20 protein-coding genes are annotated in these 23,094 nt (G+C 62.6%); 10 read left to right on the top strand and 10 right to left on the bottom strand.

Annotation, left to right across the window (positions count from 1 at the left end; translation table 11 throughout):
* Positions 1–59 precede the first annotated feature (59 nt).
* Positions 60–455: a YbaN family protein gene (locus ACLEJR_RS03410; RefSeq protein ID WP_440795829.1), complete on the bottom strand. Its 396-nt coding sequence runs from the start codon at positions 453–455 to the stop codon at positions 60–62.
* An 8-nt stretch (positions 456–463) separates the two neighbouring features.
* Positions 464–1,051, bottom strand: a complete 588-nt coding sequence (locus tag ACLEJR_RS03405; protein WP_440795827.1) for a UPF0149 family protein — start codon at positions 1,049–1,051, stop codon at positions 464–466.
* Between the two features lie 405 nt (positions 1,052–1,456).
* On the opposite strand from ACLEJR_RS03405, the gene recQ reads away from it, so the two are divergent.
* The 4 genes from recQ to ACLEJR_RS03385 all read left to right on the top strand — a co-directional run bounded on the left by recQ (position 1,457) and on the right by ACLEJR_RS03385 (position 6,828).
* Positions 1,457–3,583, top strand: a complete 2,127-nt coding sequence (recQ, locus tag ACLEJR_RS03400) for a DNA helicase RecQ (RefSeq protein ID WP_440795825.1) — start codon at positions 1,457–1,459, stop codon at positions 3,581–3,583.
* Positions 3,584–3,700: 117 nt separating this feature from the next.
* Entirely contained in the window at positions 3,701–4,135 is a 435-nt protein-coding gene (locus tag ACLEJR_RS03395) for a MarR family transcriptional regulator (RefSeq protein WP_440795823.1), read from the top strand.
* 113 nt (positions 4,136–4,248) lie between these two features.
* Positions 4,249–6,291 (top strand): FimV/HubP family polar landmark protein, encoded by a 2,043-nt coding sequence (locus tag ACLEJR_RS03390; protein ID WP_440812110.1) that lies wholly within the window; start codon positions 4,249–4,251, stop codon positions 6,289–6,291.
* Positions 6,292–6,540: 249 nt separating this feature from the next.
* A complete protein-coding gene (locus tag ACLEJR_RS03385; RefSeq protein ID WP_440795819.1) occupies positions 6,541–6,828 on the top strand; it encodes a SelT/SelW/SelH family protein in 288 nt (95 codons plus the stop codon).
* On the opposite strand, the gene ACLEJR_RS03380 is transcribed toward ACLEJR_RS03385, so the two are convergent.
* Positions 6,822–7,712 carry a DMT family transporter gene (locus tag ACLEJR_RS03380; RefSeq protein WP_440812108.1) on the bottom strand — a complete coding sequence of 297 codons (891 nt, stop codon included), beginning with the start codon at positions 7,710–7,712 and terminating at the stop codon, positions 6,822–6,824. The genes ACLEJR_RS03385 and ACLEJR_RS03380 overlap by 7 nt on opposite strands.
* A 210-nt stretch (positions 7,713–7,922) precedes the next feature.
* Positions 7,923–8,672 carry an AraC family transcriptional regulator gene (locus ACLEJR_RS03375; protein ID WP_440795815.1) on the bottom strand — a complete coding sequence of 250 codons (750 nt, stop codon included), beginning with the start codon at positions 8,670–8,672 and terminating at the stop codon, positions 7,923–7,925.
* A gap of 136 nt (positions 8,673–8,808) precedes the next feature.
* On the opposite strand from ACLEJR_RS03375, the gene ACLEJR_RS03370 reads away from it, so the two are divergent.
* The gene (locus tag ACLEJR_RS03370; protein ID WP_440812106.1) at positions 8,809–9,624 is read left to right on the top strand and encodes a UDP-2,3-diacylglucosamine diphosphatase; all 816 of its coding nucleotides are present in this window, start codon (positions 8,809–8,811) and stop codon (positions 9,622–9,624) included.
* 175 nt (positions 9,625–9,799) lie between these two features.
* Here ACLEJR_RS03370 and ACLEJR_RS03365 read toward each other — a convergent pair whose 3' ends face one another.
* Both ACLEJR_RS03365 and ACLEJR_RS03360 read right to left on the bottom strand, forming a co-directional pair.
* Positions 9,800–10,387 (bottom strand): HD domain-containing protein, encoded by a 588-nt coding sequence (locus ACLEJR_RS03365; protein ID WP_440812103.1) that lies wholly within the window; start codon positions 10,385–10,387, stop codon positions 9,800–9,802.
* 19 nt (positions 10,388–10,406) lie between these two features.
* Positions 10,407–10,718 carry an Mpo1-like protein gene (locus ACLEJR_RS03360; protein ID WP_440795809.1) on the bottom strand — a complete coding sequence of 104 codons (312 nt, stop codon included), beginning with the start codon at positions 10,716–10,718 and terminating at the stop codon, positions 10,407–10,409.
* A gap of 160 nt (positions 10,719–10,878) precedes the next feature.
* On the opposite strand from ACLEJR_RS03360, the gene ACLEJR_RS03355 reads away from it, so the two are divergent.
* Positions 10,879–11,940 carry an AraC family transcriptional regulator gene (locus ACLEJR_RS03355; RefSeq protein ID WP_440812101.1) on the top strand — a complete coding sequence of 354 codons (1,062 nt, stop codon included), beginning with the start codon at positions 10,879–10,881 and terminating at the stop codon, positions 11,938–11,940.
* Here the strand turns inward: ACLEJR_RS03355 and ACLEJR_RS03350 are convergent.
* Positions 11,897–13,351 (bottom strand): TrkH family potassium uptake protein, encoded by a 1,455-nt coding sequence (locus ACLEJR_RS03350; protein WP_440795805.1) that lies wholly within the window; start codon positions 13,349–13,351, stop codon positions 11,897–11,899. The genes ACLEJR_RS03355 and ACLEJR_RS03350 overlap by 44 nt on opposite strands.
* 177 nt (positions 13,352–13,528) lie before the next feature.
* On the opposite strand from ACLEJR_RS03350, the gene ACLEJR_RS03345 reads away from it, so the two are divergent.
* Positions 13,529–14,092 (top strand): NAD(P)H nitroreductase, encoded by a 564-nt coding sequence (locus tag ACLEJR_RS03345; RefSeq protein WP_440812099.1) that lies wholly within the window; start codon positions 13,529–13,531, stop codon positions 14,090–14,092.
* 150 nt (positions 14,093–14,242) lie between these two features.
* Here ACLEJR_RS03345 and ACLEJR_RS03340 read toward each other — a convergent pair whose 3' ends face one another.
* The 3 genes from ACLEJR_RS03340 to phhA form a co-directional block, all read right to left on the bottom strand.
* On the bottom strand, positions 14,243–15,436 hold the full coding sequence (locus tag ACLEJR_RS03340; protein ID WP_440795801.1) for an amino acid aminotransferase: 1,194 nt from the start codon (positions 15,434–15,436) through the stop codon (positions 14,243–14,245).
* Complete coding sequence (locus ACLEJR_RS03335) at positions 15,436–15,792, bottom strand: 4a-hydroxytetrahydrobiopterin dehydratase (protein ID WP_440795799.1); 357 nt, start codon at positions 15,790–15,792, stop codon at positions 15,436–15,438. The genes ACLEJR_RS03340 and ACLEJR_RS03335 overlap by 1 nt, the downstream gene beginning before the upstream one ends.
* A gap of 101 nt (positions 15,793–15,893) precedes the next feature.
* Entirely contained in the window at positions 15,894–16,679 is a 786-nt protein-coding gene (gene phhA / locus ACLEJR_RS03330) for a phenylalanine 4-monooxygenase (protein ID WP_440812098.1), read from the bottom strand.
* A gap of 419 nt (positions 16,680–17,098) precedes the next feature.
* Between phhA and ACLEJR_RS03325 the strand changes: the two genes are divergently transcribed.
* The 3 genes from ACLEJR_RS03325 to ACLEJR_RS03315 all read left to right on the top strand — a co-directional run bounded on the left by ACLEJR_RS03325 (position 17,099) and on the right by ACLEJR_RS03315 (position 23,079).
* Positions 17,099–18,658, top strand: coding sequence for a sigma-54-dependent transcriptional regulator (locus ACLEJR_RS03325; protein WP_440795795.1), 1,560 nt, complete (start codon positions 17,099–17,101; stop codon positions 18,656–18,658).
* 126 nt (positions 18,659–18,784) lie between these two features.
* The gene (locus ACLEJR_RS03320) at positions 18,785–19,486 is read left to right on the top strand and encodes a WbqC family protein (RefSeq protein ID WP_440812097.1); all 702 of its coding nucleotides are present in this window, start codon (positions 18,785–18,787) and stop codon (positions 19,484–19,486) included.
* Between the two features lie 50 nt (positions 19,487–19,536).
* The gene (locus ACLEJR_RS03315) at positions 19,537–23,079 is read left to right on the top strand and encodes a glycosyltransferase family 2 protein (RefSeq protein WP_440812094.1); all 3,543 of its coding nucleotides are present in this window, start codon (positions 19,537–19,539) and stop codon (positions 23,077–23,079) included.
* Positions 23,080–23,094: the final 15 nt, after the last annotated feature.

Here is a 23,094-nt window from a genome sequence, read left to right as displayed (position 1 = left end):
GTTCGCTGCCTACTGTCAGATCTGACAGGTCGAACAGGGGGCTGACGGGTGGTCGGCTCCTACGGTTTACGCAGGGTCTTCTGCCTGAGGATGTAGACCGTCACCAGCACCGCGCTGGTGAGCATGAAGCCGCGAGCCCATGGCAGGGGGACGAGGTAGCAGGAAAACAGGATGCTCGCCCACATCAGCCCGATGGCGTAGACCTTGCCCTTGAGCGGGATGCCATTGCCGCTGAGGTAGTCACGGATCCACGGGCCGAGGCGAGGGTGGTCTACCAGCCACTGGTAGAAACGCGGAGAGCTACGGGCAAAACAGGCAGCCGCCAGCAGCAGGAAGGGAGTCGTAGGGAGGACGGGAACGAAGATACCGATGACCCCCAGCACCACGCTCAACCAGCCGATGGCCAGCAGAGCGTAACGCAGGATCAGCGGGCGATTGCCAATGGGCGCGGACACCCAGGCACTCAGTGGTGACGAGGCTTGAGGATCGCCGGTTTCTCATCCGGTGCGTTGCACAGCAGGTACAGGGCGGTGAGGGCCTCCGGGATCTGCACGATCATGTCGTCCATCAGGTTGGCGTCGGCAGCGATGTCTGAGAACTCCGGTTGCTCGTCGAACAGGCCGGAACCGACCATGATCGGCAGCAGCATTTCGCTGACTTCCTCTTCGGCGGTTTCGAACCAGGCCGCTTCGCGCAGGAAAACCCCTTCCATGAAACCGATGCACCAGCCACGCAGTTCCGAATCGTCCGGGTCATCGCCCAGGTCCAGCTCGCAGGGCAGTTCGAATTCTTCGTCGGAAGCCAGCTGACGGGCGATGTGTGCCTTGAGACCCACCAGCGTGGCTTCGATTTCGATGCGCTGGGCTTCGTCGCTGTAATGCGGCTCCTCGGCGAACAGTGCGTCGATCCATTCACGATCCGGCACCGGCTCGGAGCAGATCGACAGGGCGGTCAGATAGCCATGAGCGGCCACGTAGTCCAGCGCTTCCTCGTGCAGCTCATCGGCGTCGAGGAAGACTTGCAGGCGGGTCAGTTGCTCAGCGAAGGACATTACGGGCTACCTTGGGGAATAAACAATGCGGGAATTCTAGGCCTTCTTGAGCGCCCAGGCCAGCCGCATGGCATATTTGCCTTTCCCATGGCGGCTGGGTTGCCCCAATGGCCGGGCCTGCATCCCCCGTGGCGAGGGAGCTTGCTCCCGCTGCGTGGCGAAGCCGCCCCCGAAACAGGGCCGCTGCGCGCCCAGCGGGAGCAAGCTCCCTCGCCACGGGTTCAATGGCTTCAATGCCTCTTGTCAGCGGCGCCCTCTGCAACGAAGGCCTCGGGTATACTGCCGCGTTTTGCGATGCCCTGCGGCGTCTCGCCGGTTCGAAACGCGCCCTTACGATTTGCCGGTGCAGCGTTTGCAATTCTGAACCAGCCTTGCAGGGATGTTTCGGTGATTTTTGGAGTTTCTATGCTCGAACAGGCTCAGCGCGTCCTCAAGGACATCTTCGGCTACGACAGTTTTCGTGGTCGTCAGGGTGCCATTATTGAGCGCGTGGCCAGCGGTGGCGATGCCCTGGTGCTCATGCCCACCGGTGGTGGCAAGTCCCTGTGCTACCAGGTACCGGCGCTGTTGCGCAATGGCCTGGCGGTGGTGGTTTCCCCACTGATCGCGCTGATGGATGACCAGGTCGCGACCCTTGAAGAGCTGGGCGTCGCGGCCGCTTCGCTGAACTCCACCCTGAGCGCCGACCAACAGCGGGAGCTGGCGGCGCGCATCAGGCGGGGCGAAGTGAAGATGTTGTACCTGGCACCGGAGCGCCTGGTACAGCCGCGCATGCTGGCGTTCCTGCAGAGCCTGGAAATCGCCCTGTTCGCTATCGACGAAGCTCACTGTGTATCCCAATGGGGCCACGATTTCCGGCGCGAGTACCTGCAACTGGGGCAACTGGCAGAACTGTTCCCCGACGTACCCCGCATCGCCCTGACCGCCACGGCGGACAAACGAACCCGCGAGGAAATCGTCTCGCGCCTGCACTTGCAGGACGCCGAGCGGTTCCTTTCAAGCTTCGACCGCCCCAACATTTTCTACCGCATCGTGCCCAAGGAGCAGCCGCGCAAGCAGTTGCTGGCGTTCCTGGCCGAGCGCCGCAGCGATGCCGGCATCGTGTATTGCCTGTCGCGTAAAAAGGTCGACGAAGTGTCGGCGTTTCTTTGCGAGCAAGGTTTCCCGGCACTGCCGTACCACGCCGGCCTGCCCAATGAGCTGCGGGCCTACCACCAGAAGCGCTTCCTCAACGAGGAAGGGCTGATCATGGTTGCCACCGTGGCGTTCGGCATGGGCATCGACAAGCCCAACGTACGCTTCGTCGCGCACCTGGACCTGCCCAAATCCCTCGAGGCGTACTATCAAGAAACCGGGCGAGCCGGTCGCGATGGCTTGCCGGCCGACGCCTGGATGGCCTACGGCCTGCAAGATGTGGTGATGCTCAAGCAGATGCTGCAGAACTCCGAAGGCGATGAGCGCCACAAGCGCCTGGAGCAGCACAAGCTCGACGCCATGCTCTCACTCTGCGAGGAAACCCGCTGCCGACGCCAGACCCTGCTGGCCTATTTCGACGAAGACATGCCCCAGCCATGCGGGCATTGCGACAACTGCGTCGACGGCGTGCAGACCTGGGACGCCACCGAGCCGGCCCGCCAGGCACTGTCGGCGATCTTCCGCACCGGCCAGCGCTACGGTGTCGGGCATCTGGTGGACGTATTGCTGGGCAAGGACAACGAAAAGGTCCGTAACTTCGGCCACCAGCATCTTTCGGTTTTCGGCGTGGGCAAGGCCCGTACCGAGGGCGAGTGGCGGTCATTGTTCCGCCAATTGGTCGCACGCGGGTTGGCGGACATCGACCTGGAAGGCTACGGCGGCCTGCGCCTGACCGAGAGCTGCAGGCCATTGCTCAAGGGCGAAGTCACCCTGGAACTGCGGCGTGATCTCAAGCCGGCCACGGCGGTCAAGAGCAGCAAGAGCCAGGCCAGCCAACTGGTGCGCGGCGAAGAGCGTGACCAGTGGGAGGCCTTGCGTGCCCTGCGCCGCAAGCTCGCCGAGGAACATGGCGTGCCACCCTACGTCATCTTCCCGGATTCGACCCTGTTGGAAATGCTTCGCAGCCAACCGACGTCGCTGGCGGAAATGGCTCGGGTCAGTGGCGTGGGCGCACGCAAGCTGGAGCGCTATGGCGAGGCCTTCCTCCAGGTGCTGGGTGGCGAGGCCGAGACGCCGAAAGCAGTGGCCGACGTCCGCCACGAACTCATTACGCTGGCGCGGGCCGGCATGACCCCGTTGCAGATTGCCGGGCAGTTGCAATGCTCCGAGAAAAATGTCTACGCCATGCTGGCCGAGGCCATTGGCGAACAGCAGTTGTCCCTGGAGCAGGCTCTTGATCTGCCGGAAGAGCTGATGGGCGAGGTACAGGACGCGTTCCTGGACGGCGAAGGCGAATTGCCGTCCGTGTCGGAGGTCGCCGAGCTGTTCGCGGGACGGGTTCCGGAAGGCGTGCTGTATTGCGTCAGGGCTGCATTGCAATCGGAATTCGAAGTCTGATCAATGAGTTAAACGCCTTTAACGATTCATCAAGGTGCAAACCTTGCTTGAATCCGAAGCTCATGCTTAGCTGACTAATAATTAGTATTTCTCTATTTCAGATCCGATGAGTTTTTTATGTCTTTAACCGATGAACACCGATTTGGCATGCAACTGGCGCAGATTTCCCGTGGCTGGCGAGCCGAGCTGGATCGTCGCCTGGCCGGGCTGGGCCTGTCTCAGGCGCGCTGGCTGGTGCTGTTGCACCTGGCCCGTTTCGAACAGGCGCCGACTCAGCGTGAGCTGGCCCAGAGCGTCGCGGTCGAGGGGCCGACCCTGGCCCGGCTCCTCGACAGCCTGGAAACACAGGGCCTGGTGCAGCGTCAGGCCGTGGCCGAGGACCGTCGAGCGAAGAAGATCGTGCTGTGCGCTCCGGCCCGGCCGCTGATCGAACAGATCGAAACCATCGCCACGCAGCTGCGCCGGGAAGTCTTCGAAGGCATCGACGAGGCGGACATCAGCCTGTGTATGCGTGTCCATGAAACCATCCTGGCCAATCTGGAAAAATCCTGAGGCATATCCCCGGCATTCAACTTTTGAGATTCGGCGATTAGCGAACTATAACCAGTACTAAGCGTTCGTATTGGAAGCGTTTACGCTCAGTCTGGTAATCGAAAGGGATGCCCATGCTTGGAAGTCTGCAGTTCACGTTGCGCCGTCGGGTCAGCGTGTTGGTCGTCGTGGGTGCCCTGGGATATTCGGCGTTGGCGTCTGCGCTGGGGCTGGGGGAGATCACCCTCCATTCGGCCCTGAACCAGCCATTGCGCGCCGATATCGCCCTGGTGGATGTGGCCGGTCTCAGCGAGGGCGATCTCTCGGCCAGCCTGGCCAGCCCTGACGATTTCAATCGGGCCGGCGTAGAGCGGGTGTTCTTTCTGAGCAACCTGCGTTTCACGCCGGTGTTGCGTGGCGACCGCAGCTTCATTCGGGTGACGTCCAGCAAACCGGTGGAGGAGCCGTTCCTCAACTTCCTGGTACAGGTCAATCAACCCAACGGTCGGTTGCTACGCGAATTCACCGTGCTGATCGATCCGCCGGGCACACCCGGTATTGTTCCGGCTCGTGACGAACCTGCAGGCGATTCTCCGTCAATGAGGGCAGACCAGGCGCCTGCCATCAAGCCGCCTCCGGCGACTTTGGGCAAGCGCTACACCGTCGTCCAGGGGGACAATCCCTGGGGCATCGCCAAGCGCTTGCATGACGCAGGCAGCAACGCCTCGGTCAATGAACTGATGCAGGGAATCCAGGCGCTGAATCCCGGCAGCGACCGGCTCTCCATCGGCCAGCGCCTGTTGTTGCCAGATTCGGCAGTACTTCCGGCTGCTGATGCTGATGCTGCCGCTGCGGCCCCCGCCCCGGCTGCTCCCGACGAGCAATTGGCGGCCAGCGTGCTGCAGAGCCAGCAGCAACAGTCCACCATCGACCAGTTGCAGGCCAGGCTCCAGGCCCAGGACGAGGAAATCGCCGCCCAGCGCAAACAGATCGGCGAATTGCAGGCCCGATTGGCCGAAGCAGTACCAGAAGCCCCGGTTGCGTCGCAGCCGCCCGAGCCCGCCGATTCGGTGCCTGAACCGAGCCCTGCACCAACCCCCGCACCGGCACCTGCACCGGCCGCGGATACTACTGCGGCCGTAGAGCCGGTCGCCGAGCCGGAAGGTATCGATTGGCTGTGGATAACAGGACTGGTAGGGCTGCTGGCGTTGCTCGCGCTGTTGCTGTTCGTTCGTCGCCGGCAACAGCGGGGGACGGCGGACCCGGCGCCCATGCCCGAGCGTCCTGGGCCGGAGCTTGAAGACCAAGCCGACATCTATGCGCCGCTTCCCGACAAAGAGCAGCCGGAGACTGCCGCGTCATTCCATAACGGTGATGCACCACTGGGCGACGTGTTGGAGGGCGTTGGGATTTACCTGACCTATGGGCGTTTTACCGAAGCCGCCGGGCTGCTACGTGCGGCGCTGCTGGCGGAACCTGAACGCACCGACCTGGGCCTGAAGTTGCTCGAAGTCCTGGGCAAGCAGGGTGATGTCATTGGTTTCCAGGCGCAGGAGCATCACTTGCTGGCGCAGGGCATCGACGCCGGAACGCTGCAAGCCGTTCGCGAGCGCTACCCCAAGGTCGCGGCGATCGCCACGCCGGTAGTGCCGCCACCGGAGCTTCAGGCTCCGCTTCCCGAGCTTGAGCCCGTCGCTGCCCCTGCACCGGCTCCCGCCCCGCCCAGTGACGAATTCGAGCTGAACCTGGATGCGCTGTCCATGGACAGTAGCTGGGACCTTGCAGACACCCAGCCAGCCCCTGCCGGGAAAACCGCTGTCGTACCACCTGTGCCCGTGGACACTCCCAATGGCCTGTCGCTTTCAGGCTTCGATGAGCCTGAATTGCAATGGGAGGCGCCACTGGAAACCGAGTCATTGGATGACGCCTTCCTCGATAGTTTTGCCGACGAAGAACAGTCGCTGGAGCTGGAATCACTGCCGTTCGAGTCCGAACCTCTCCAATCCCTCTCGCTGGAGCCCCAAGCCCCGGAACATGCGGCCAAACTGGAACAGGCACAGAACTGCATCGATGATGGCGACCTGAAGACCGCCGTGACGCTGCTCGAAGAACTGCTCCAGGAAGGCGATGAACCGCTCAAGCAGACCGCCCGGATACTGCTGGCCGGGATTCGCTGAGTTCCTGGGGCCTGTGCCGTGACTACTGGCCTATTCGTCGGATCGCCCGGAGCAAGCCCGCTCCACAGGAGCCTGGGGCGCTCACACAGAGGGGCACTGCAAATTCCCTGTGGGAGCGAGCCTGCTCGCGATGGCGGTGGGTCAGCTTACGAAGTTGTTGAATGTGCCCTCGCCATCGCGAGCAAACCCGCTCCCACAAGGCATTTGGCGATGGGTATCATGGCAGGCCTTCCCCCAGGAATTCCCGCCATGACCGCAGCTAAACCGGAAGTCGTCATCACTTACTGCACCCAGTGCCAATGGCTGCTGCGCGCCGCCTGGTTGGCCCAGGAGCTGCTCAGCACCTTTGGCGACGATTTGGGGAAGGTGTCCCTGGTGCCGGGAACCGGTGGGATATTCCAGATCAGTTGCGACGGCCAGCAGATCTGGGAGCGCAAGGCCGATGGCGGTTTTCCCGAAGCCAAGGTGCTCAAGCAGCGGGTCCGCGACCGGATCGACCCGGAGCGCGACCTGGGTCATAACGACCGGGTTCAGTGAGACGCCACTTCGGCGCCCACATCCGGTTTCTTCGCGCCGCCCAGTTGGCTCGATACCACGATGGCAACGATGATCAGCACGCCTCCCAGCAGCATGCGCAGTGTCGGGCTCTCATCGAACAGCAGCCAGGCCATGGCGATGCCGTAGACCGGTTCCATGGCGAAGACCACCGCCGCCGTACGGGCCTTGATCACCGCCAGGCTAGCGACGAACAGGCTGTGGGCCAGGCCGGTGCAGAAGACCCCGAGCAGCGCGATCCACAGCCAATCGATGGGCCGTACATCACTTAATTGCGGCGCGGCCATCGGCAGCAGGCACAACCCGACCACCACGTTCTGACACAGTGCCGCCTGCACCGGCGGTACGTGGGCGGATCCGGCGCGGTTGGTCAATGACAGCAGTGAAAACAGCAAGCCCGACGTTACCGCCCACAGCAGGCCGGTGGTCGCGCCGCTGGCCAGGTCGAAGTCTGGCGTGACCAGCACCAGGCCGATACTCACCAGCACCACCAGCAGGATTTCATTGGTGCGAATTCGCTCGCGGAATATCAGTCCTTCGAGCAGCACCGTGAAGGCCGGAAAACTGGCGAACCCCAGCGTGGCGATCGCCACCCCGGCGACCTTGACCGCAATGAAGAAACTCACCCAGTGCCCCGCCAGCAACAACCCGCCCAGCAGCAAGCGCCGAGCATCCGCAGGCCGGAGTTTCTGCCAGCGGGTGTGGCTGGCGAACCGGGCGAACATCGCCAGGGCCAGCACCGCGAATACCGCGCGGCCAAACACGATGATCGCAGGGGAGGCAGCAGCCAGTTTGCCGAACACACCGGTCAGGCCGAACATGAGTGCGCCGATATGCAAGGCGCCGAGGGCAGTGCGGGGAGTCATTGCAGTCCTTTTCTACAGGTAAGCCGAAACCGATCAGGCTGGGACACTGATATCTAACGGTGGGAGCGAGCCTGCTCGCGATGACGGCAGCACATCCAACATCCCTGCAAGCTGATACACCGCATCGCGAGCAGGCTCGCTCCCACAGGGTATTTTGGTCTTGCGTACAGAGCCCTGTCTGTCGCGATCCTGGCGATTTTTAGCGCCAGGCTAGCGCTGGCGCCGCAATCTGCCCGGCGAGGCGCCGAATTCGCGCAGCACCGCAGCGGCGAAGGCGCTCTGGGAGCTGTAGCCGACGCGCTGGGCGATCTCACCGATGGGCAAATCCGAATCGCGCAGCATTCCCACGGCCTTGTGCAAGCGCCGGCTACGAATGTAGTCCATGGGCGTTTGCCCGCATTCGGCGACGAAGCGCGCATGCAGGCGGGCGCTGGAGAGGCCCGCGACCTGTGCCAGATCGGCGACTTGCAGCGGGTAGGCCGCGTATTGGTCGATGTGCGCGTTGAGCGCGGCGTAAGGCAGGCGCCGCCCGCCGACCGACTCCTGACGAACACCGTTGAGCGTGGCCAACAGCAGCACGGCGCCCTGATGCGCGATGAGCGGATCCTCCACCGGACTGCTCGCCAGCCAACTGACCAACTGGCTCTGACCGGCATCCAGGGGCAGGCGAGCACTGTTGTCCAGCAGGCGCCGGCTGGCATCGGCATGCTCCCCCAGGCATTGCCCGATCCAGTCGTCGCCAGGCACGTCCAGTACCAGGCAACGACTGCCATTGGGGCTGCCGCAGGCATGATGAGCGCCCGCCGGCACGACCACGAAACTCTGCTGCACCACCTGGCTGCCGAGCCCGTCGACCTCGAAGTCCAGCGCACCGGACAACCCGAACACCAACTGGGCATGGTCATGGCTGTGGACGATCAGGTCGTGGCTGTAATGGCGTAGCGTGAGGATAGGGCTCATCGCGGTCTCCCGTGTCAGGCCGCCAGCATACACCGCCAGCGCGATGTACCGGACTGTCATGTAACGGACTTGTGTTTGTCATGGGCTATTAACCGCGCAGGCGCACAGTGGAAAAAACGATCAGAGGGGGTTGCCCATGACCAGCGCCGAGCTCGCCAGACCCAGCCGCAAGCAGCGTGTCCGCACCCTGTGGATATCCGACGTGCACCTTGGCACCCGTGACTGCCAGGCCGAGCACTTGTCGCAATTTCTCAAGGGCTATCACGCCGACAGGATCTATCTGGTGGGCGACATCATCGACGGCTGGAAACTGCGCGGTGGCATGTATTGGCCCCAAGCCCACACCAACGTCATCCGCCGCTTGCTGACCATGAGCAAGCGCGGCACCGAGGTGATCTACGTCACGGGCAACCACGACGAATTCCTGCGGCGCTATTCGAAGCTGATCCTGGGCAACATCCAGCTGGTAGACGAAGCGGTACACGTGACCGCCGATGGCCGGCAACTGCTGGTGATCCACGGCGACCAGTTCGACGTCATTACCCGTTACCACCGATGGCTGGCGTTCCTCGGCGACTCGGCCTACGAATTCACCCTCACGCTCAATCGCTGGCTCAACCACTGGCGCGCTCGTTATGGCTACGGTTACTGGTCGCTCTCGGCGTACCTCAAGCACAAGGTCAAGACGGCTGTCAGCTTCATCAGTGATTTCGAAGAAGCCATCGCCCACGAATGCGTCAAGCGCGAGCTCGATGGCGTGGTCTGCGGGCACATCCACCATGCCGAGATCCGCCAGGTGGGCGAGGTGGAGTACCTCAATTGTGGCGATTGGGTCGAGTCGTGCACGGCGCTGATCGAGCACTGGGACGGGTCGATCGAGCTGTATCGGTTGGCCGATGCCCAGGCGCGGGAAGCGCAGTTGAAGGCATTGAAAATCCCTGGACCGGCCTGACGCCTCTCCCAAGACAAAACACAAAACCCGTGGCGAGGGAGCTTGCTCCCGCTGGCTGCGCAGCAGCCCAAACGAGGGGGCGCTCCGCGCCCAGCGGGAGCAAGCTCCCTCGCCACGGGTTTTGTGTCAAGCAGGCTATAGGGGTGTGTATCAGGCAAGCCACAGAGTCGTGTTGTCAGGCAGGTTGTTGCGCCATTGCCGCCTTGTAGATCGACTGCCTCGGCGCCGCGAAAATCCTATGCAGCATCGGCTCGAAGAAGCCCAACGGCAGGGTGTCGTAGGCGGGATCGAACGCTGCGGCGTCGTAAAGGGCGCAGAAATCGATGGTTGCCTGGTATTGCGGGTGATCGCGAAATTGCTCGCGCAGGTGTCGGTCCATGCCCAGGTGATGGAAGAAGTAGTAACCCTGGAAGATCCCGTGTTTTTCCACCATCCACAGATTCTCTGCACTGACGAACGGCTTGAGGATCGCCGCCGCGATATCCGGGTGGTTGTACGAGCCCAGCGTATCGCCGATATCATGGAGCAGCGCGCAGGCGACATATTCCTCATCCCGACCATCCCGATACGCGCGAGTGGCGGTTTGCAGGGAGTGGGTCAGGCGGTCCACCGGGAAACCGCCGAAGTCTCCGTCCAGCAACTTCAGGTGGGCCAGGATCCGGCCCGGCAACTGACGGGCATAGGCGCTGAAGTCGGCTGCGATGAGCGCCCAGTCTTCCTCAGTGCCGTCCTGCATATGCGTAAAGCCTGCGTGAGCGCTCATTGACAAATCCTTTGTGAGGTTAGAACGCAACCTTGCCCAGCAGCATGTCGCGGTACATGACGAAATCACCGAGCAGGCTGTAGAACGGATGCTGGAAGGTGGCGGGACGATTCTTTTCAAAGAAGAAATGCCCGACCCAGGCGAAGCCATAGCCAGCGACCGGGAGGGCAAGCAACCACCAACCGCTTCCGACAACCAGCGCCAGGGTGAAAATCAGGATGACCAGGGAGGTACCGACGAAATGCAGTCGTCGGCAGGTGCTGTTGCCATGCTCGCTGAGGTAATACGGGTAGAACTCGGCGAACGTCTTGAATTGTCTGGCGTTTTCCACGACTGCGGGCTCTGTGGTTGTTGTTTTCGAGACGAGTGCATTGAGCTTGCTTATGGAAGTCTAGAGCGATCATTCACAACGGCCAGTGACAATGGGCGCCACTTTAGTATCCTTCGCAAATCCGGCCGTACCCTGCGGCTCGTCATGCAAGTAGACCGTCATGCACGAACGAACGACTTCTTCAAGCTGGGCGATGGGGATTGTCAAGGCGCTGGAAATGGACGGCCTCGACTGCCGAGCGCTGTTCAAGCAACTGGGGCTGGACTTCGATGCGCTGGACGACCCGGATGCGCGTTTCCCCCAGGACTCGATGACCCGGCTCTGGCAACGGGCGGTGGAGGTGTCCGGCAACCCGGCCATCGGCTTGAACATGGGCAAGGTGGCGCGCCCGGCGTCGTTCCATGTGGTGGGCTACGCCCTGATGTCCAGCCGCACGCTGCTGGAAGGTTTCCAGCGCCTGGTGCGTTACCAACGGATCATCGCCGAAAGTGCCGAGTTGAGTTTTCGCCAGTTGGGGGAGGGCTATGGGCTGATCCTGACGGTACACGGCGATCACGTGCCACCCACCCGTCAGAGTGCCGAAGCGTCCCTGGCCTGCGCGCTGGCGCTGTGCAACTGGTTGACCGGCCGCGCCCTGCGTCCGGTGAAGGTATTGTTTCAAGGCCCCGAACCCTTGGACCTGACGCCTTACCAGCAGGCCTTTCCCGCACCGCTGGTATTCGGCGCGCCCCATGATGCTCTGATCTTCGAACGGGCCGACCTGGAAGCTCCCCTGCCTACGGCCAACGAAGCCATGGCCCTGCTCCATGATCGGTTCGCCGGGGAGTACCTGGCGCGGTTTTCGGAAAGTCGCGTGACCCACAAGGCGCGGCAGGTGCTGTGTCGACTGTTGCCGCAGGGCGAGCCCAAGCGTGACGTGGTGGCGCAGACGCTGCACTTGTCCCAGCGCACCTTGCAGCGGCGTTTGCAGGAAGAGGGCACCAGCTTCCAGAGCTTGCTCGACGACACCCGCCGGGAACTGGCCGAGCAATACCTGGCACAACCGGCCATGACGTTGCTGGAGATCGCTTATCTGCTGGGGTTTGCTGACCCGAGTAACTTTTTCCGGGCCTTTCGTCGTTGGTTCGACACCACGCCCGGCGAATACCGGACACGGCTGGCGAGCGTGGTAGCGCCGGTCAGTGGCGCCAGAACGCCGGGATACACAGCACGAACACCGTGATGATCTCCAGGCGTCCCAGCAACATCCCCGCTGACAGGATCCATTTCGCGGCATCCGGCAGCGGTGCGAAGTTGCCGGCCGGACCGATGGTTTCCCCCAGCCCCGGACCGACGCCGGACACGGTACTGGCGGCCCCGGTCAGCGCGGTCATCCATTCCACGCCCAACAGCGACAGCAAGAGGGCGATCACGCAGATGGTGATGGCAAAGAAGAACGAGAACGTCAGGATCGAACGGACGATTTCTTCGTCGAGGCGGTGACCGTTGTACTTCTGCTTGATCACCGCCCGCGGGTGGATCAGTTGCATGAGGTTGGCCCGCAGTAGGATGTAGGCGACCTGAAAGCGGAAGATCTTGATTCCGCCGGCGGTCGAGCCGGAGCAACCGCCGACGAATCCCAGGTAGAAGAACAGCATCAGCGAGAAGTTGCCCCACAGGCTGTAGTCGCCCAGGGCGAAACCGGTGGTGGTGACAATCGACGTCACGTTCAGCGCCACGTGCCGCAAGGCATCCAGCCAGTGCAGGTCGGTGGTCGCCCAGTACCAGGTGCCGAGCACCAGCCAGGTCACCAGCAGTACGCCGATCAGGCCCTGGACCTGCTGGTCCTTGATCAGCGCCCGGCGATGGCCGCGCAGCATGGCGACATACAGGGCGAAGGGCAGGCTGCCGAGGATCATGATGACGATGGCGACCCAGTGCACCGCCGGTTGGGTCCATTTGGCCAGGGACAGGTCCGATGTGGAAAAACCGCCGGTGGAGATGGCAGACATGGAATGGTTGATGGCGTCGAACAGGCTCATCCCGGCCCACCAGAGCGCCAGCGTGCCGAGGATCGTGATGCCCACGTAGGACGACACGATCAGCCTGGCCACCATGTGCGAGCGGGGCATGACTTTTTCCGAACGGTCCGACGACTCGGTCTGGAACAGCCGCATGCCACCGATGCGCAGCAGCGGCAGGATCGCCACCGCCATGCCGATGAAGCCGATCCCGCCGAGCCAGTGCAACAGCGAGCGCCACATCAGGATGCCTGGAGACATGTTATCCAGGCCGCTGAGGACCGTGGCGCCCGTGGCGGTGATGCCTGACATGCTTTCGAAGAACGAATCGGTGTAGCTGATGTGCTGGGTCAGCAAGAACGGCAGCGCCGCGAAGATACACACCACCAGCCAGCTGCTGACGGTCAGCAGGTACATGTCTCGGGGGCGCAGGTGTACGTGTTCCGGGCGTCCGGGCAGCACCAGGGCCAGGCCGGCAAGGAAGGTGATCATGCTCGACCAGAGGAACGATGGCAGGTCGCGGGTGCGCTCGAAGACCACCAGGGTGGCCATCGGCACGACCATGAAGATCGCCAGGGTGATCAGGAAGATGCCGATGATGAAACCAATGATTCGCAGGGTCGGCAACGCCATGAAGTCCGCTCGGGCTGAAAAAGGGAAGGGCGCCATTCTACCCGTGGCAAGAAGCATGTAAACCAACCGCCGGCGGGCTCGGTGCGGCAGGCGTGGGCAGTGCAAGACGAATTTGCGCTGACGGACTTCTCCCGCAGCCACTAGAATAGCCGGACATTTTTATCAGGGAGATGGCCGATGCAGGCTCTCGACGCTTTGCTCAACCGTGTTTCCGTCCCGCGCCTGGTGGACCCGGCACCCACCCCCGAACAGCGCGAGATCATGTTCGCCGCTGCCATGCGCGCGCCGGACCACGGCCAGTTGCGGCCCTGGCGTTTTCTGACAGTCGAAGGGCAGGCGCGCTATCGCATGGGCGAACTACTGGCCGAAGCGGCACGCTTCAATGATCCGCTGGTGCCTGAGGCCGTAGTGGAGAAGGCACTCAACGGCCCGCTGCGTGCACCGCTGGTCGTGGTGGTGATCGCTCGTTTGCAGGACCATTTCAAAATACCCAAATCCGAGCAGCTGCTGGCGGCCGGCTGCGCGGCCCACGGGATCCTGCTGGCCGCGTATGCTCAGGGTATTGGCGGCGTATGGCGCACGGGGGAACTGGCCTACTCGCCCCACGTCGCCGAAGGGTTCGGCCTGGCGGACGGCGAAGAGGTGATCGGTTTCCTGTACCTGGGCACCCCGCAGAAAGAAGCCCGGGTCGCGCCGAAGGAAGATACGGCTGAATTCGTCAGTGAGTGGACGGGGGCGTAGATCCGGAGGATAACGTCCCATCTCAGGCATTCATGATTACCGTGGCGAGGGAGCTTGCTCCCGCTCGGGTGCGAAGCAACCGCAAAAAAGGGGTCTGCTGCGCAGCCCAGCGGGGGCAAGCTCCCTCGCCACGTGTTTGAGCCGTCTCTATTATCTGCAAACGTCCGCAATCGCCTCGGCCAGTAGGCTCAGGCGCGTGGCGTCGATGCCTGCCACATTGGCCCGGCCGGTGCCAACCATGTACACACTGTGCCGCTCGCGCAGCTGCCGGACCTGTTCCGGCGCCAGGCCGGTGTAGGAGAACATCCCGCGTTGCACACCGATATGGGCAAAGCGCTCGCGCAACCCGTGGGGTTCGAGGGCATCCAGCAGACCGCTGCGTAACTGGGCGATGCGCAGGCGCATGCTTTCCACTTCTTCGGCCCACTGGCTCTTGAGTCGGGCATCGCCAAGGATCGTCGCCACGACCGCTGCGCCATGATCCGGCGGCGTCGACCAGAGGTTACGGGCGACGTGGGCCAACTGGCTGCGGATATCCAGCAACTTGTCGGTATCCCTGGCGCAGACGATCAGTGCGCCGATGCGGTCGCGGTACAGGCCGAAGTTCTTCGAACAGGAACTGGTGATCAACATCTCCGGCAATGTCTCGGCAAACAGCCGGACCGCCCAGGCGTCCTGCTCCAGACCATCGCCAAAGCCCTGGTAGGCGAAGTCGATCAACGGCAGCAGGCTGCGGCTGCGCACCACCTCCAACACCTGGCGCCACTGGTCCTGGGACAGGTCGAAGCCGGTGGGGTTGTGGCAGCAGGCGTGCAACAGCACCACATCACCCGAAGGTACCTGGTTCAGGGTCGCCAGCATCGCTGTGAAGTCCAAGCGGTTGTCGGCGCCCACGTAAGGGTAATGGCTGGCCTTGACCCCGGCCGCAGCGAAGAGGGTTTCGTGGATCGGCCAGGTCGGGTTGCTCAGCCAGACGCCACGACCCGGCAGGCATTGGGCGATGAAGTCGGCACTCAGGCGCAGGGCCCCCGTGCCGCCCGGAGTCTGGGTGGCGCCGGCGCGTTTTTGCGCGATCAACTCCGAGCCGGCACCCAGCACCAGTTCGTTGATCAACCGACCGAAATCGGCATCGCCATGGCCACCGATGTAGGTCTTGGTGGTCTGGCGATCCACCAGACGCTGTTCAGCCTGCTTCACCGATCCGAGAATCGGCGTCAGGCCTTGGGCGTCCTTATAGACGCCCACCCCCAGGTCGAACTTGCTCGGGTTGCTGTCGGCCCCGTAGGCCTCCATCAGTCCGAGGATCGGATCGCCGGGTACGCGGCCGATGGCATCGAAGTGCATTACTTGCGGCCCTCGGCGGTCTTGGCGACTTCATCGGTGCGCGCGGCCATGATGAAGTCATTACGATGCAGGCCCTTGATGGAGTGGCTCCACCAGGTCACGGTGACTTTGCCCCACTCGGTCAGCAGGCCGGGATGGTGACCTTCGGCCTCGGAGATTTCACCGACGGCGTTGGTGAAGGCCAGTGCGTGCTTGAAATTCTTGAACAGGAAAACCTTCTCCAATTGCATCACGCTGTCGCGCACTTCGATGTTCCAATCCGGGATCTGCTTGATCAGGACCGGCAGTTCTTCGTCGCTGACTTGCGGGGCGTCGGCACGGCAGGCTTCGCAATGGGCTTGGTTCAGAGCGTTCATGGTGTGTTTCCTGGAGCGAATATTTGAAAAATGTCGATGCCACCCACGCTAAAGCAAAGCCGCGGGTCGCAACAGACTCACTTGAGCGTAAAAAACGCCATTCAGGCGGCTTTCGGCGGAAATTTCGGTGCGTGCAGGCCCAGCTCCCGGCCACGCTGGACCATGCCCATGATGTCTTCATGGGCCAGATCGAACAGGCGCTTGAGCTCAGGCAGGACAAAGTACAACGGTTGCAGGATGTCGATACGATACGGCGTGCGCATGGCTTCCAACGGATCGAACGGCTGATGCTCCGGCTCGTCCGACAGGCAGTACACGGTTTCCTTGGGCGACGAGAGGATGCCTCCACCGTAGATGCGCCGGCCCTGGGGGGTATCCACCAGGCCGAACTCGATGGTCATCCAATACAGGCGCGCCAGATACACGCGTTCTTCCTTGGACGCCTGTAGGCCGAGTTTGCCGTAGGTGTGGGTGAATTCAGCGAACCAGGGGTTGGTCAGCAACGGGCAGTGGCCGAAGATCTCGTGGAAAATATCCGGCTCTTGCAGGTAATCCAGTTCTTCACGGGTGCGTATGAAGGTGGCAACCGGAAACTGCTTGCTGGCGAGCAATTCGAAGAAGGTCTGGAAGGGGATCAGCGCCGGCACCCGGGCGACTTGCCAGCCGGTGGTTTCACCCAGCACCTTGTTGATTTCGTCCAGTTGGGGAATGCGGTCGTGGGGCAAGCCGAGCTTGTCGATGCCGTCCAGGTACTCCTGGCACGCACGGCCTTCGATGACTTTCAGCTGGCGGGTGATCAGCGTATTCCACACCGCGTGTTCTTCGGCGGTGTAGTGAATAAAACCTTGCGCATCGGGCTCGCGGGCCACGTAGTGCGTCTGCTTCATGCTGTTCTCCTGCTGTTTCCCAGGCTTTGAAACCGGGAAAGACTATTTGTTGTTATGTCCAGCGATGCATTAGAGATAACCCAGGGCAGAGGGATTTGCAGCAGAGGGTCGTGGGCGGATTCGGCGGGGCAGCAGGGCTATTCGTAAATTTTTCGTTACGGATTGGCTTGAGTGGGCGCAGTTGTCGAGATATCAGGCTAGGATTTGGTCTACAGCTGTCACATAATCTTGACAACTATTTGCGCTACGCAATGAAAAACGCCCTGCTCAATCCCGTGGCGAGGTAGCTTGCTCCCGCTGGGCTACGCAGTAGCCCTAAAATCAGGGGCCGCTGCGCGCTCCAGCGGGAGCAAGCTCCCTCGCCACGGGATGTGGGTGGCTTCAATGGCGCCTTGTCTCCTACACATCCGAGTCCTTCCATGCGCATCAAAGTCCATTGCCAGAACCGCATCGGCATCCTGCGGGACATCCTCAACCTGCTGGTGGAATACGGCATCAACGTCGCTCGTGGTGAAGTCGGCGGTGAGCACGGCAACGCGATCTATCTGCATTGCCCGAACCTGATCAACATTCAGTTCCAGGCGTTGCGCCCGAAGTTCGAAAATATCGCCGGAGTGTTCGGCGTCAAGCGCGTGGGACTGATGCCCAGCGAGCGTCGACACATGGAGCTCAACGCCTTGCTCGGTGCCCTGGAGTTTCCGGTGCTGTCCATCGACATGGGCGGTTCCATCGTGGCGGCCAACCGGGCGGCGGCGCAGTTGCTCGGGGTGCGGGTGGATGAGGTGCCGGGCATTCCGCTGTCGCGCTACGCCGAGGATTTCGACCTGCCGGAACTGGTGCGGGCCAACCAGTCGCGGATCAATGGGCTGCGGGTCAAGGTCAAGGGCGACGTATTCCTGGCCGACATCGCGCCTCTGCAATCGGAGCACGACGACAGCGAGGCTATGGCCGGCGCGGTGCTGACCCTGCATCGGGCCGACCGGGTGGGTGAGCGTATCTATAACGTGCGCAAGCAGGAACTGCGCGGTTTCGACAGTATTTTCCAGAGCTCCAAGGTCATGGCGGCGGTGGTCCGTGAGGCCCGGCGCATGGCGCCGCTGGATGCCCCGCTATTGATAGAAGGTGAAACCGGCACCGGCAAGGAACTGCTCGCTCGTGCCTGCCACCTGGCAAGCCCGCGAGGCCAGTCGCCGCTGATGGCCCTCAATTGCGCCGGCCTGCCGGAGTCCATGGCCGAGACCGAGTTGTTCGGCTATGGTCCGGGGGCGTTCGAAGGGGCTCGAGCCGAGGGCAAGCTCGGATTGTTGGAACTGACGGCGGGCGGCACGCTGTTTCTCGACGGGGTAGGGGAGATGAGCCCGCGCTTGCAAGTGAAGTTGCTGCGCTTTTTACAGGACGGCTGCTTCCGTCGTGTCGGCAGCGATGAAGAGGTGTACCTGGATGTGCGGGTGATCTGCGCGACTCAGGTGGATCTGTCCGAGCTGTGCGCCCGAGGGGAATTCCGTCAGGATCTGTACCACCGTTTGAATGTCCTGTCGCTGCACATTCCACCCCTGCGCGAATGCCTCGATGGCCTGGCGCCGCTGGTGGAGCATTTTCTCGACCAGGCCAGCCGGCAGATCGGTTGTGCGCTGCCAAAATTGGCCCCGGCGGCAATGGACCGTCTCAGTCGTTACCATTGGCCAGGCAATGTCCGCCAGTTGGAAAACGTTTTGTTCCAGGCCGTATCCCTGTGCGACGGCGCAACCGTCAAGGTCGAGCACATCCGCCTGCCGGACTACGGCGTGCGCCAGCCGCTTGGCGATTTTTCCCTGGAAGGTGACCTCGACGAGATCGTCGGGCGCTTCGAAAAAGCGGTGTTGGAGCGCCTGTATTCCGAGCATCCCAGCAGCCGGCAGTTGGGCAAGCGGTTGGGGGTTTCGCATACCACCATTGCCAATAAGTTGCGGGCGTACGAGGTGGGCAAGGCGGAGTCCTGACGGAGCGGCGGCTGAAATAGTTGGTATGGGATTTGCTCGACCGAATACGGTTCCCCGCTATTCAGATTCGGCGGCGATTTTTTGACAGGGCACCGTCCCCCTTCCGCTGCGAACGTGAGATTCACAATGCCTAAGAAAATTGCAGTGGTGCAGTCGAATTACATTCCCTGGAAGGGCTATTTCGACATGATGCGTAGCGTCGATGCCTTCGTTCTGTATGACGATGTCCAGTACACCCGCAGCGATTGGCGCAACCGTAACAAGATCAAGACTGCCCAAGGCGAGTATTGGCTGAGTATTGCGGTCAAGAAGAAAAGTCGTCTCGGCCAATTGATCAATGAGGTTCAGGTCAGTGACCCTGGTTGGGCCGCCGCGCACTGGAAAACCATCGAGCAAAGCTACCGACGCGCTCCGGGTTTTTCCCAGATGCATGCGCCGATCCGGGCGCTGTACGAGCAGGCCGCCGACCTGACCCACCTGAGCCAGATCAATCATCTGTTCATCTGCGGTCTATGCCCGTTGCTGGGTATTCATACGCCGCTTTACCGTTCCGAGGATCTAGGGCGCACGGAGGGCAAGAATGAGCGGCTGATCCACCTGTGCCAGACGCTCGGTGCCGACGAATACCTCTCTGGACCGGCGGCCAGTCATTACCTCGACGAGGCGGCGTTCGCCGCTAATGGGATCAAGGTGTCCTACATGAGTTACACCGGCTACCCCGAATACCCGCAGGTGTACGGCGACTTCCAGCACGCAGTCAGCATCATTGATCTGTTGTTCAATACCGGCGCGGACGCATCGGCTTTCATAACCCGAGGGGCTGTCTGAGCGAGCTCGCCAGTCACACCCTGTTTGATTTGATCGTGGAGATGCACCCGATGTCGAACCCCGCGCAGTTGGACGCTCATTCGCTTGAACAGGCGTTGGCGCGTTTGCGGCTGATGTACGCCAAACCCGAGCATCCCTACTATTTCGCCGCGCCTGCCTACCGTGAATCGTCGTCGGGCGTGGTCTCGCTGCACTACCTCTGCCATATGCTTAACCTCAGCGGACGCGAGGCTTACATCTGCGGCACCGAGGTAGTCAATCCAGACCTCAAGACACCGGTGATTACCTCTGCGATCAAACAGCGCCACAAGGCCGCCGGCAAAGTGCCGATCGCGGTGTATCCCGAGGTGTTCCCTGGCAATCCGCTGAACTGTTCGGTCGTGGCGCGTTTTCTCTTGAACTTCGAGGGCTTCCTGACCGGAAACGGCATGGACGCGGCGCCCACCGACTTGTTTTTCTATTACGCAGCCCGGCTCGCCGAGCACCGGGGCGACCCTGACGGCGACCTGCTGTGCCTGCCGACCATCGACATCGAACTGTTCTCCAGCGTGGGCACCGATGCTGTGCGCGAGGGTAGCTATCTCTATCAGAACCGCCACCCGCTGGAAAAGATCGACTACGCGCAACTGCCCGCCGACATTCGTTTGCTGAGCATGGCCAATCCCCTGACCCTGCCAGAACTGGCCAAGGTGTTGCGCAAGGCCGAGGTGATGTATTCCTACGAGTGGTCGATGACCTGCGTGATGGCGGTGCTGTGCGGCTGCCCGGTGATTTTCATTCCGGGGCATGGCGTCGACCAGCCCCTGCTCGACACCAGTTTCTTCGGCAGCGTCGGCTTTGCCATGCTCGACCAGCCGAACCCGCTGGAACATGCACGGGCCAGCCTCGGCGACGCCTTGCAGCGTTACGTTGAGCGCACCGCGTCTTTCTGGCAGCAATTGGATGTGTTCATTGCCAGGACCCAGGCGACCGCCGCCCGGGAAGCTGTCGGCAACCGCCTGGGGGCGCTCGACTGGTTGCGCCAGCGCTACCCGACGGCCCAGCAGTTGCGCTTGGTCAACGAGCGCTTGGCGAGCTCGACGGCGCCCAGCTTCACGGTCCTGGTCCGCGATGACGGCAACCCACTGGCGTTGGCTCATACCCTCGACAGCCTGGATCGACAGTTGTACCAGCGTATCCATGTGTGCGTGATGGGCGTCGTCGATCCGGCGCGCGCCAACGTCCAGTGGTTGGCCTGTGATCCGAGGCAGCCGGTGACTGCGATCAATGGCTTGCTCGCCGGCATCCAGAGCGACTGGGTGATGATGGTCGAGGCGGGGGAGGAGTTCGTGGCCGCAGGCTTGCAGGTGACGGCGCTGAACCTGCTCGACGCCCCCGACAATTGCCTGGCGGTGTACGCCGACGAGGCGCTGCGCATGGCTGGCGTGGTCAATGTCGCGCTGCGCCCCGACCTGAACCTGGACTTGCTATTGGCCAATCCGGCCAGTTTTTCCCGTCACTGGATGTACCGTCGCGAAGCGCTGGTGCAGTTGTGCGGTTTCGACGAGGCCTGCGGCGGAGCCTTCGAGCTGGCCTATCAGTTGCGCCTGATCAGCGAGCAAGGTGGGCAGAGCGTGGGGCATGTCAGCGAGCCCCTGCTGATCGCCAACGAGCCGAGGCCGTCGGACTGCGCCGATGAGCGTGCGGTCATCGAGGCGCATCTGCAGGCGCGTGGCTACGTTCAAGGGCAGGCGATCGCCCTGGACATGCAGCCCGGCGGTTACCGCATCGACTACGGCCATGAGCGCCAGGCCTCGGTCAGCATTGTGATCTACCTCGAAGGGCAACTGGTCAATTTCCAGCGCTGCCTGGAAAGCCTGCTGATCCAGACCAGCGCCGTTGACTTCGAAGTCTTGCTGGTCGAGCCGGGCGGCGACGACCCTGCCTTGCTGGAGTGGCTGGCGCTGGTCGAGGAAATGGGCGAAGGCCGTTTCCAGGTGTTGCGTTTCATGCCGGGACAATCCCGTGCGGCCATGTGCAATGCGGCAGCGCAGGAAGCGCGTGGCGAGTACCTGTTGTGGCTTGATGCCCATGCCGCCGTGCTGGAGCCCGGCTGGTTGCACGCGTTGCTCAACCAGGCCCAGCGCCCGGAAGTCGGCGCCGTGGGCGGCAAGTCCCAGGACAACCAGGGGCGCATTCGCCAGGCGAGCCTGGTGTTGGGGTTGGGAGGAACGGTGGGTCGGGCTTTCGAGGGTGTGTCATCCCAGGTGGCGGGCTACATGGGGCGGCTGGGGCTTGAGCAGAGCTGCTGCGCGGTGGACGGTGAGTGCCTGATGCTGCGTCGGGCGTTGTTCATCGAGGCGGGCGGCTTCGACACCGATCCGTTGTTGGCGCCCTGGGCCCCTGTCGACCTATGCCTGAAGTTGCATCAGGCGGGTTACCTGAACGTCTGGACGCCTTTCGCACGCCTGTTGGTCGACCCGCTGCCGGCTCCTCGTGCGAGCCGCGAGCAGGAGGACGCGTTGTTCGCCCGCTGGATGCCGCAGTTGGCCCGCGACCCTGGCTACAACGCCAATTTCTCGCTGCGTGCCGGTGAGGGCTTTACCCTGGAAAACAACGACCTGAGCTGGTATCCGCTGCAAGGCAGCGTGCCGAGGCTGCTGGTTTGCATCACTGACCCGCAGGCGACGGGGCACTCGCGGCTGATCCAGCCATTGCGGGCCATGCTGGAAGCCGGGGAGGTCGAGGGTACGGCGGTTTCAACGGTGTTGTCGGCGGTGGAGATCGAGCGCCTGGCGCCGGCTACCGTAGTGTTGCAGCGGCCTCTGGATGACGCGGGGCTGTTGGCCCTGAGCCGTCTGAGGGCGTTTTCCAAAGCGTTCACGGTCTACGACCTGGACGGTTACTTGCCACACATGGAATTGAAAGGCGATTACTCTGCCGATGAACTGTTGGAGCGCCTGCGGTTCGGGCTGCTACAGGCTGATCGGGTATTGGTCTCTTCACCGACGCTGGCCGAACTGTTGCAGGGCCAGCACGATGATATTCGCGTGGTGGAAACCCTGCTGCCGGCCGCCTGGGGGCGCCTGCAGAGCAAGCGCGCCGTAGGCGTCAGGCCGCGCCTGGGCTGGCTGGGTGGCAAGGACGCCGAGCTGTTGGCCGATGTGCTGCCAGCGTTGGCCGGCGAAGTGGACTGGGTGGTGCTGGGCGATTGTCCGGCGGCCATGCGGCCTTTCGTGGCAGAACTGCACCCGAGCGTCGGGCAGCAGCAGTTGGCGGGCGCCCTGGCGGCATTGAACCTTGATCTTGCCTTGGTACCGATGGCCGAAACCCTGGGCAATGCCTGCTCGGCCGACCTGCGGGTCCTGCAGCATGCCGCTTGTGGGCATCCGGTCATATGCAGCCGGGTGCCGGGGTTTGTCGGTGGCGAGATATTGCCGCTGTCGCGCGTAAGCAACGAGGCGCAAGACTGGATCCGCACGATTCGCCTGCATCTGGAGGATCGCCAGGCCTCGGCGACCCTGGGAGACGCCCTGCAGTCGGCCGTGCGTGCCCAGTGGCTGCTCGAAGGTGAGCGCCTGGAGGCCTGGCGACAGGCTTGGCTGGCTGATTGAACCGTACCGATGACT

The sequence above is a fragment of the Pseudomonas sp. SMN5 genome, assembly GCF_052041925.1.
In the GTDB taxonomy this organism is placed as follows: Bacteria; Pseudomonadota; Gammaproteobacteria; order Pseudomonadales; family Pseudomonadaceae; genus Aquipseudomonas.
The sequence above is the reverse complement of the archived record's forward strand: the minus strand, read 5'-3'. Positions and strand labels throughout refer to the sequence as shown.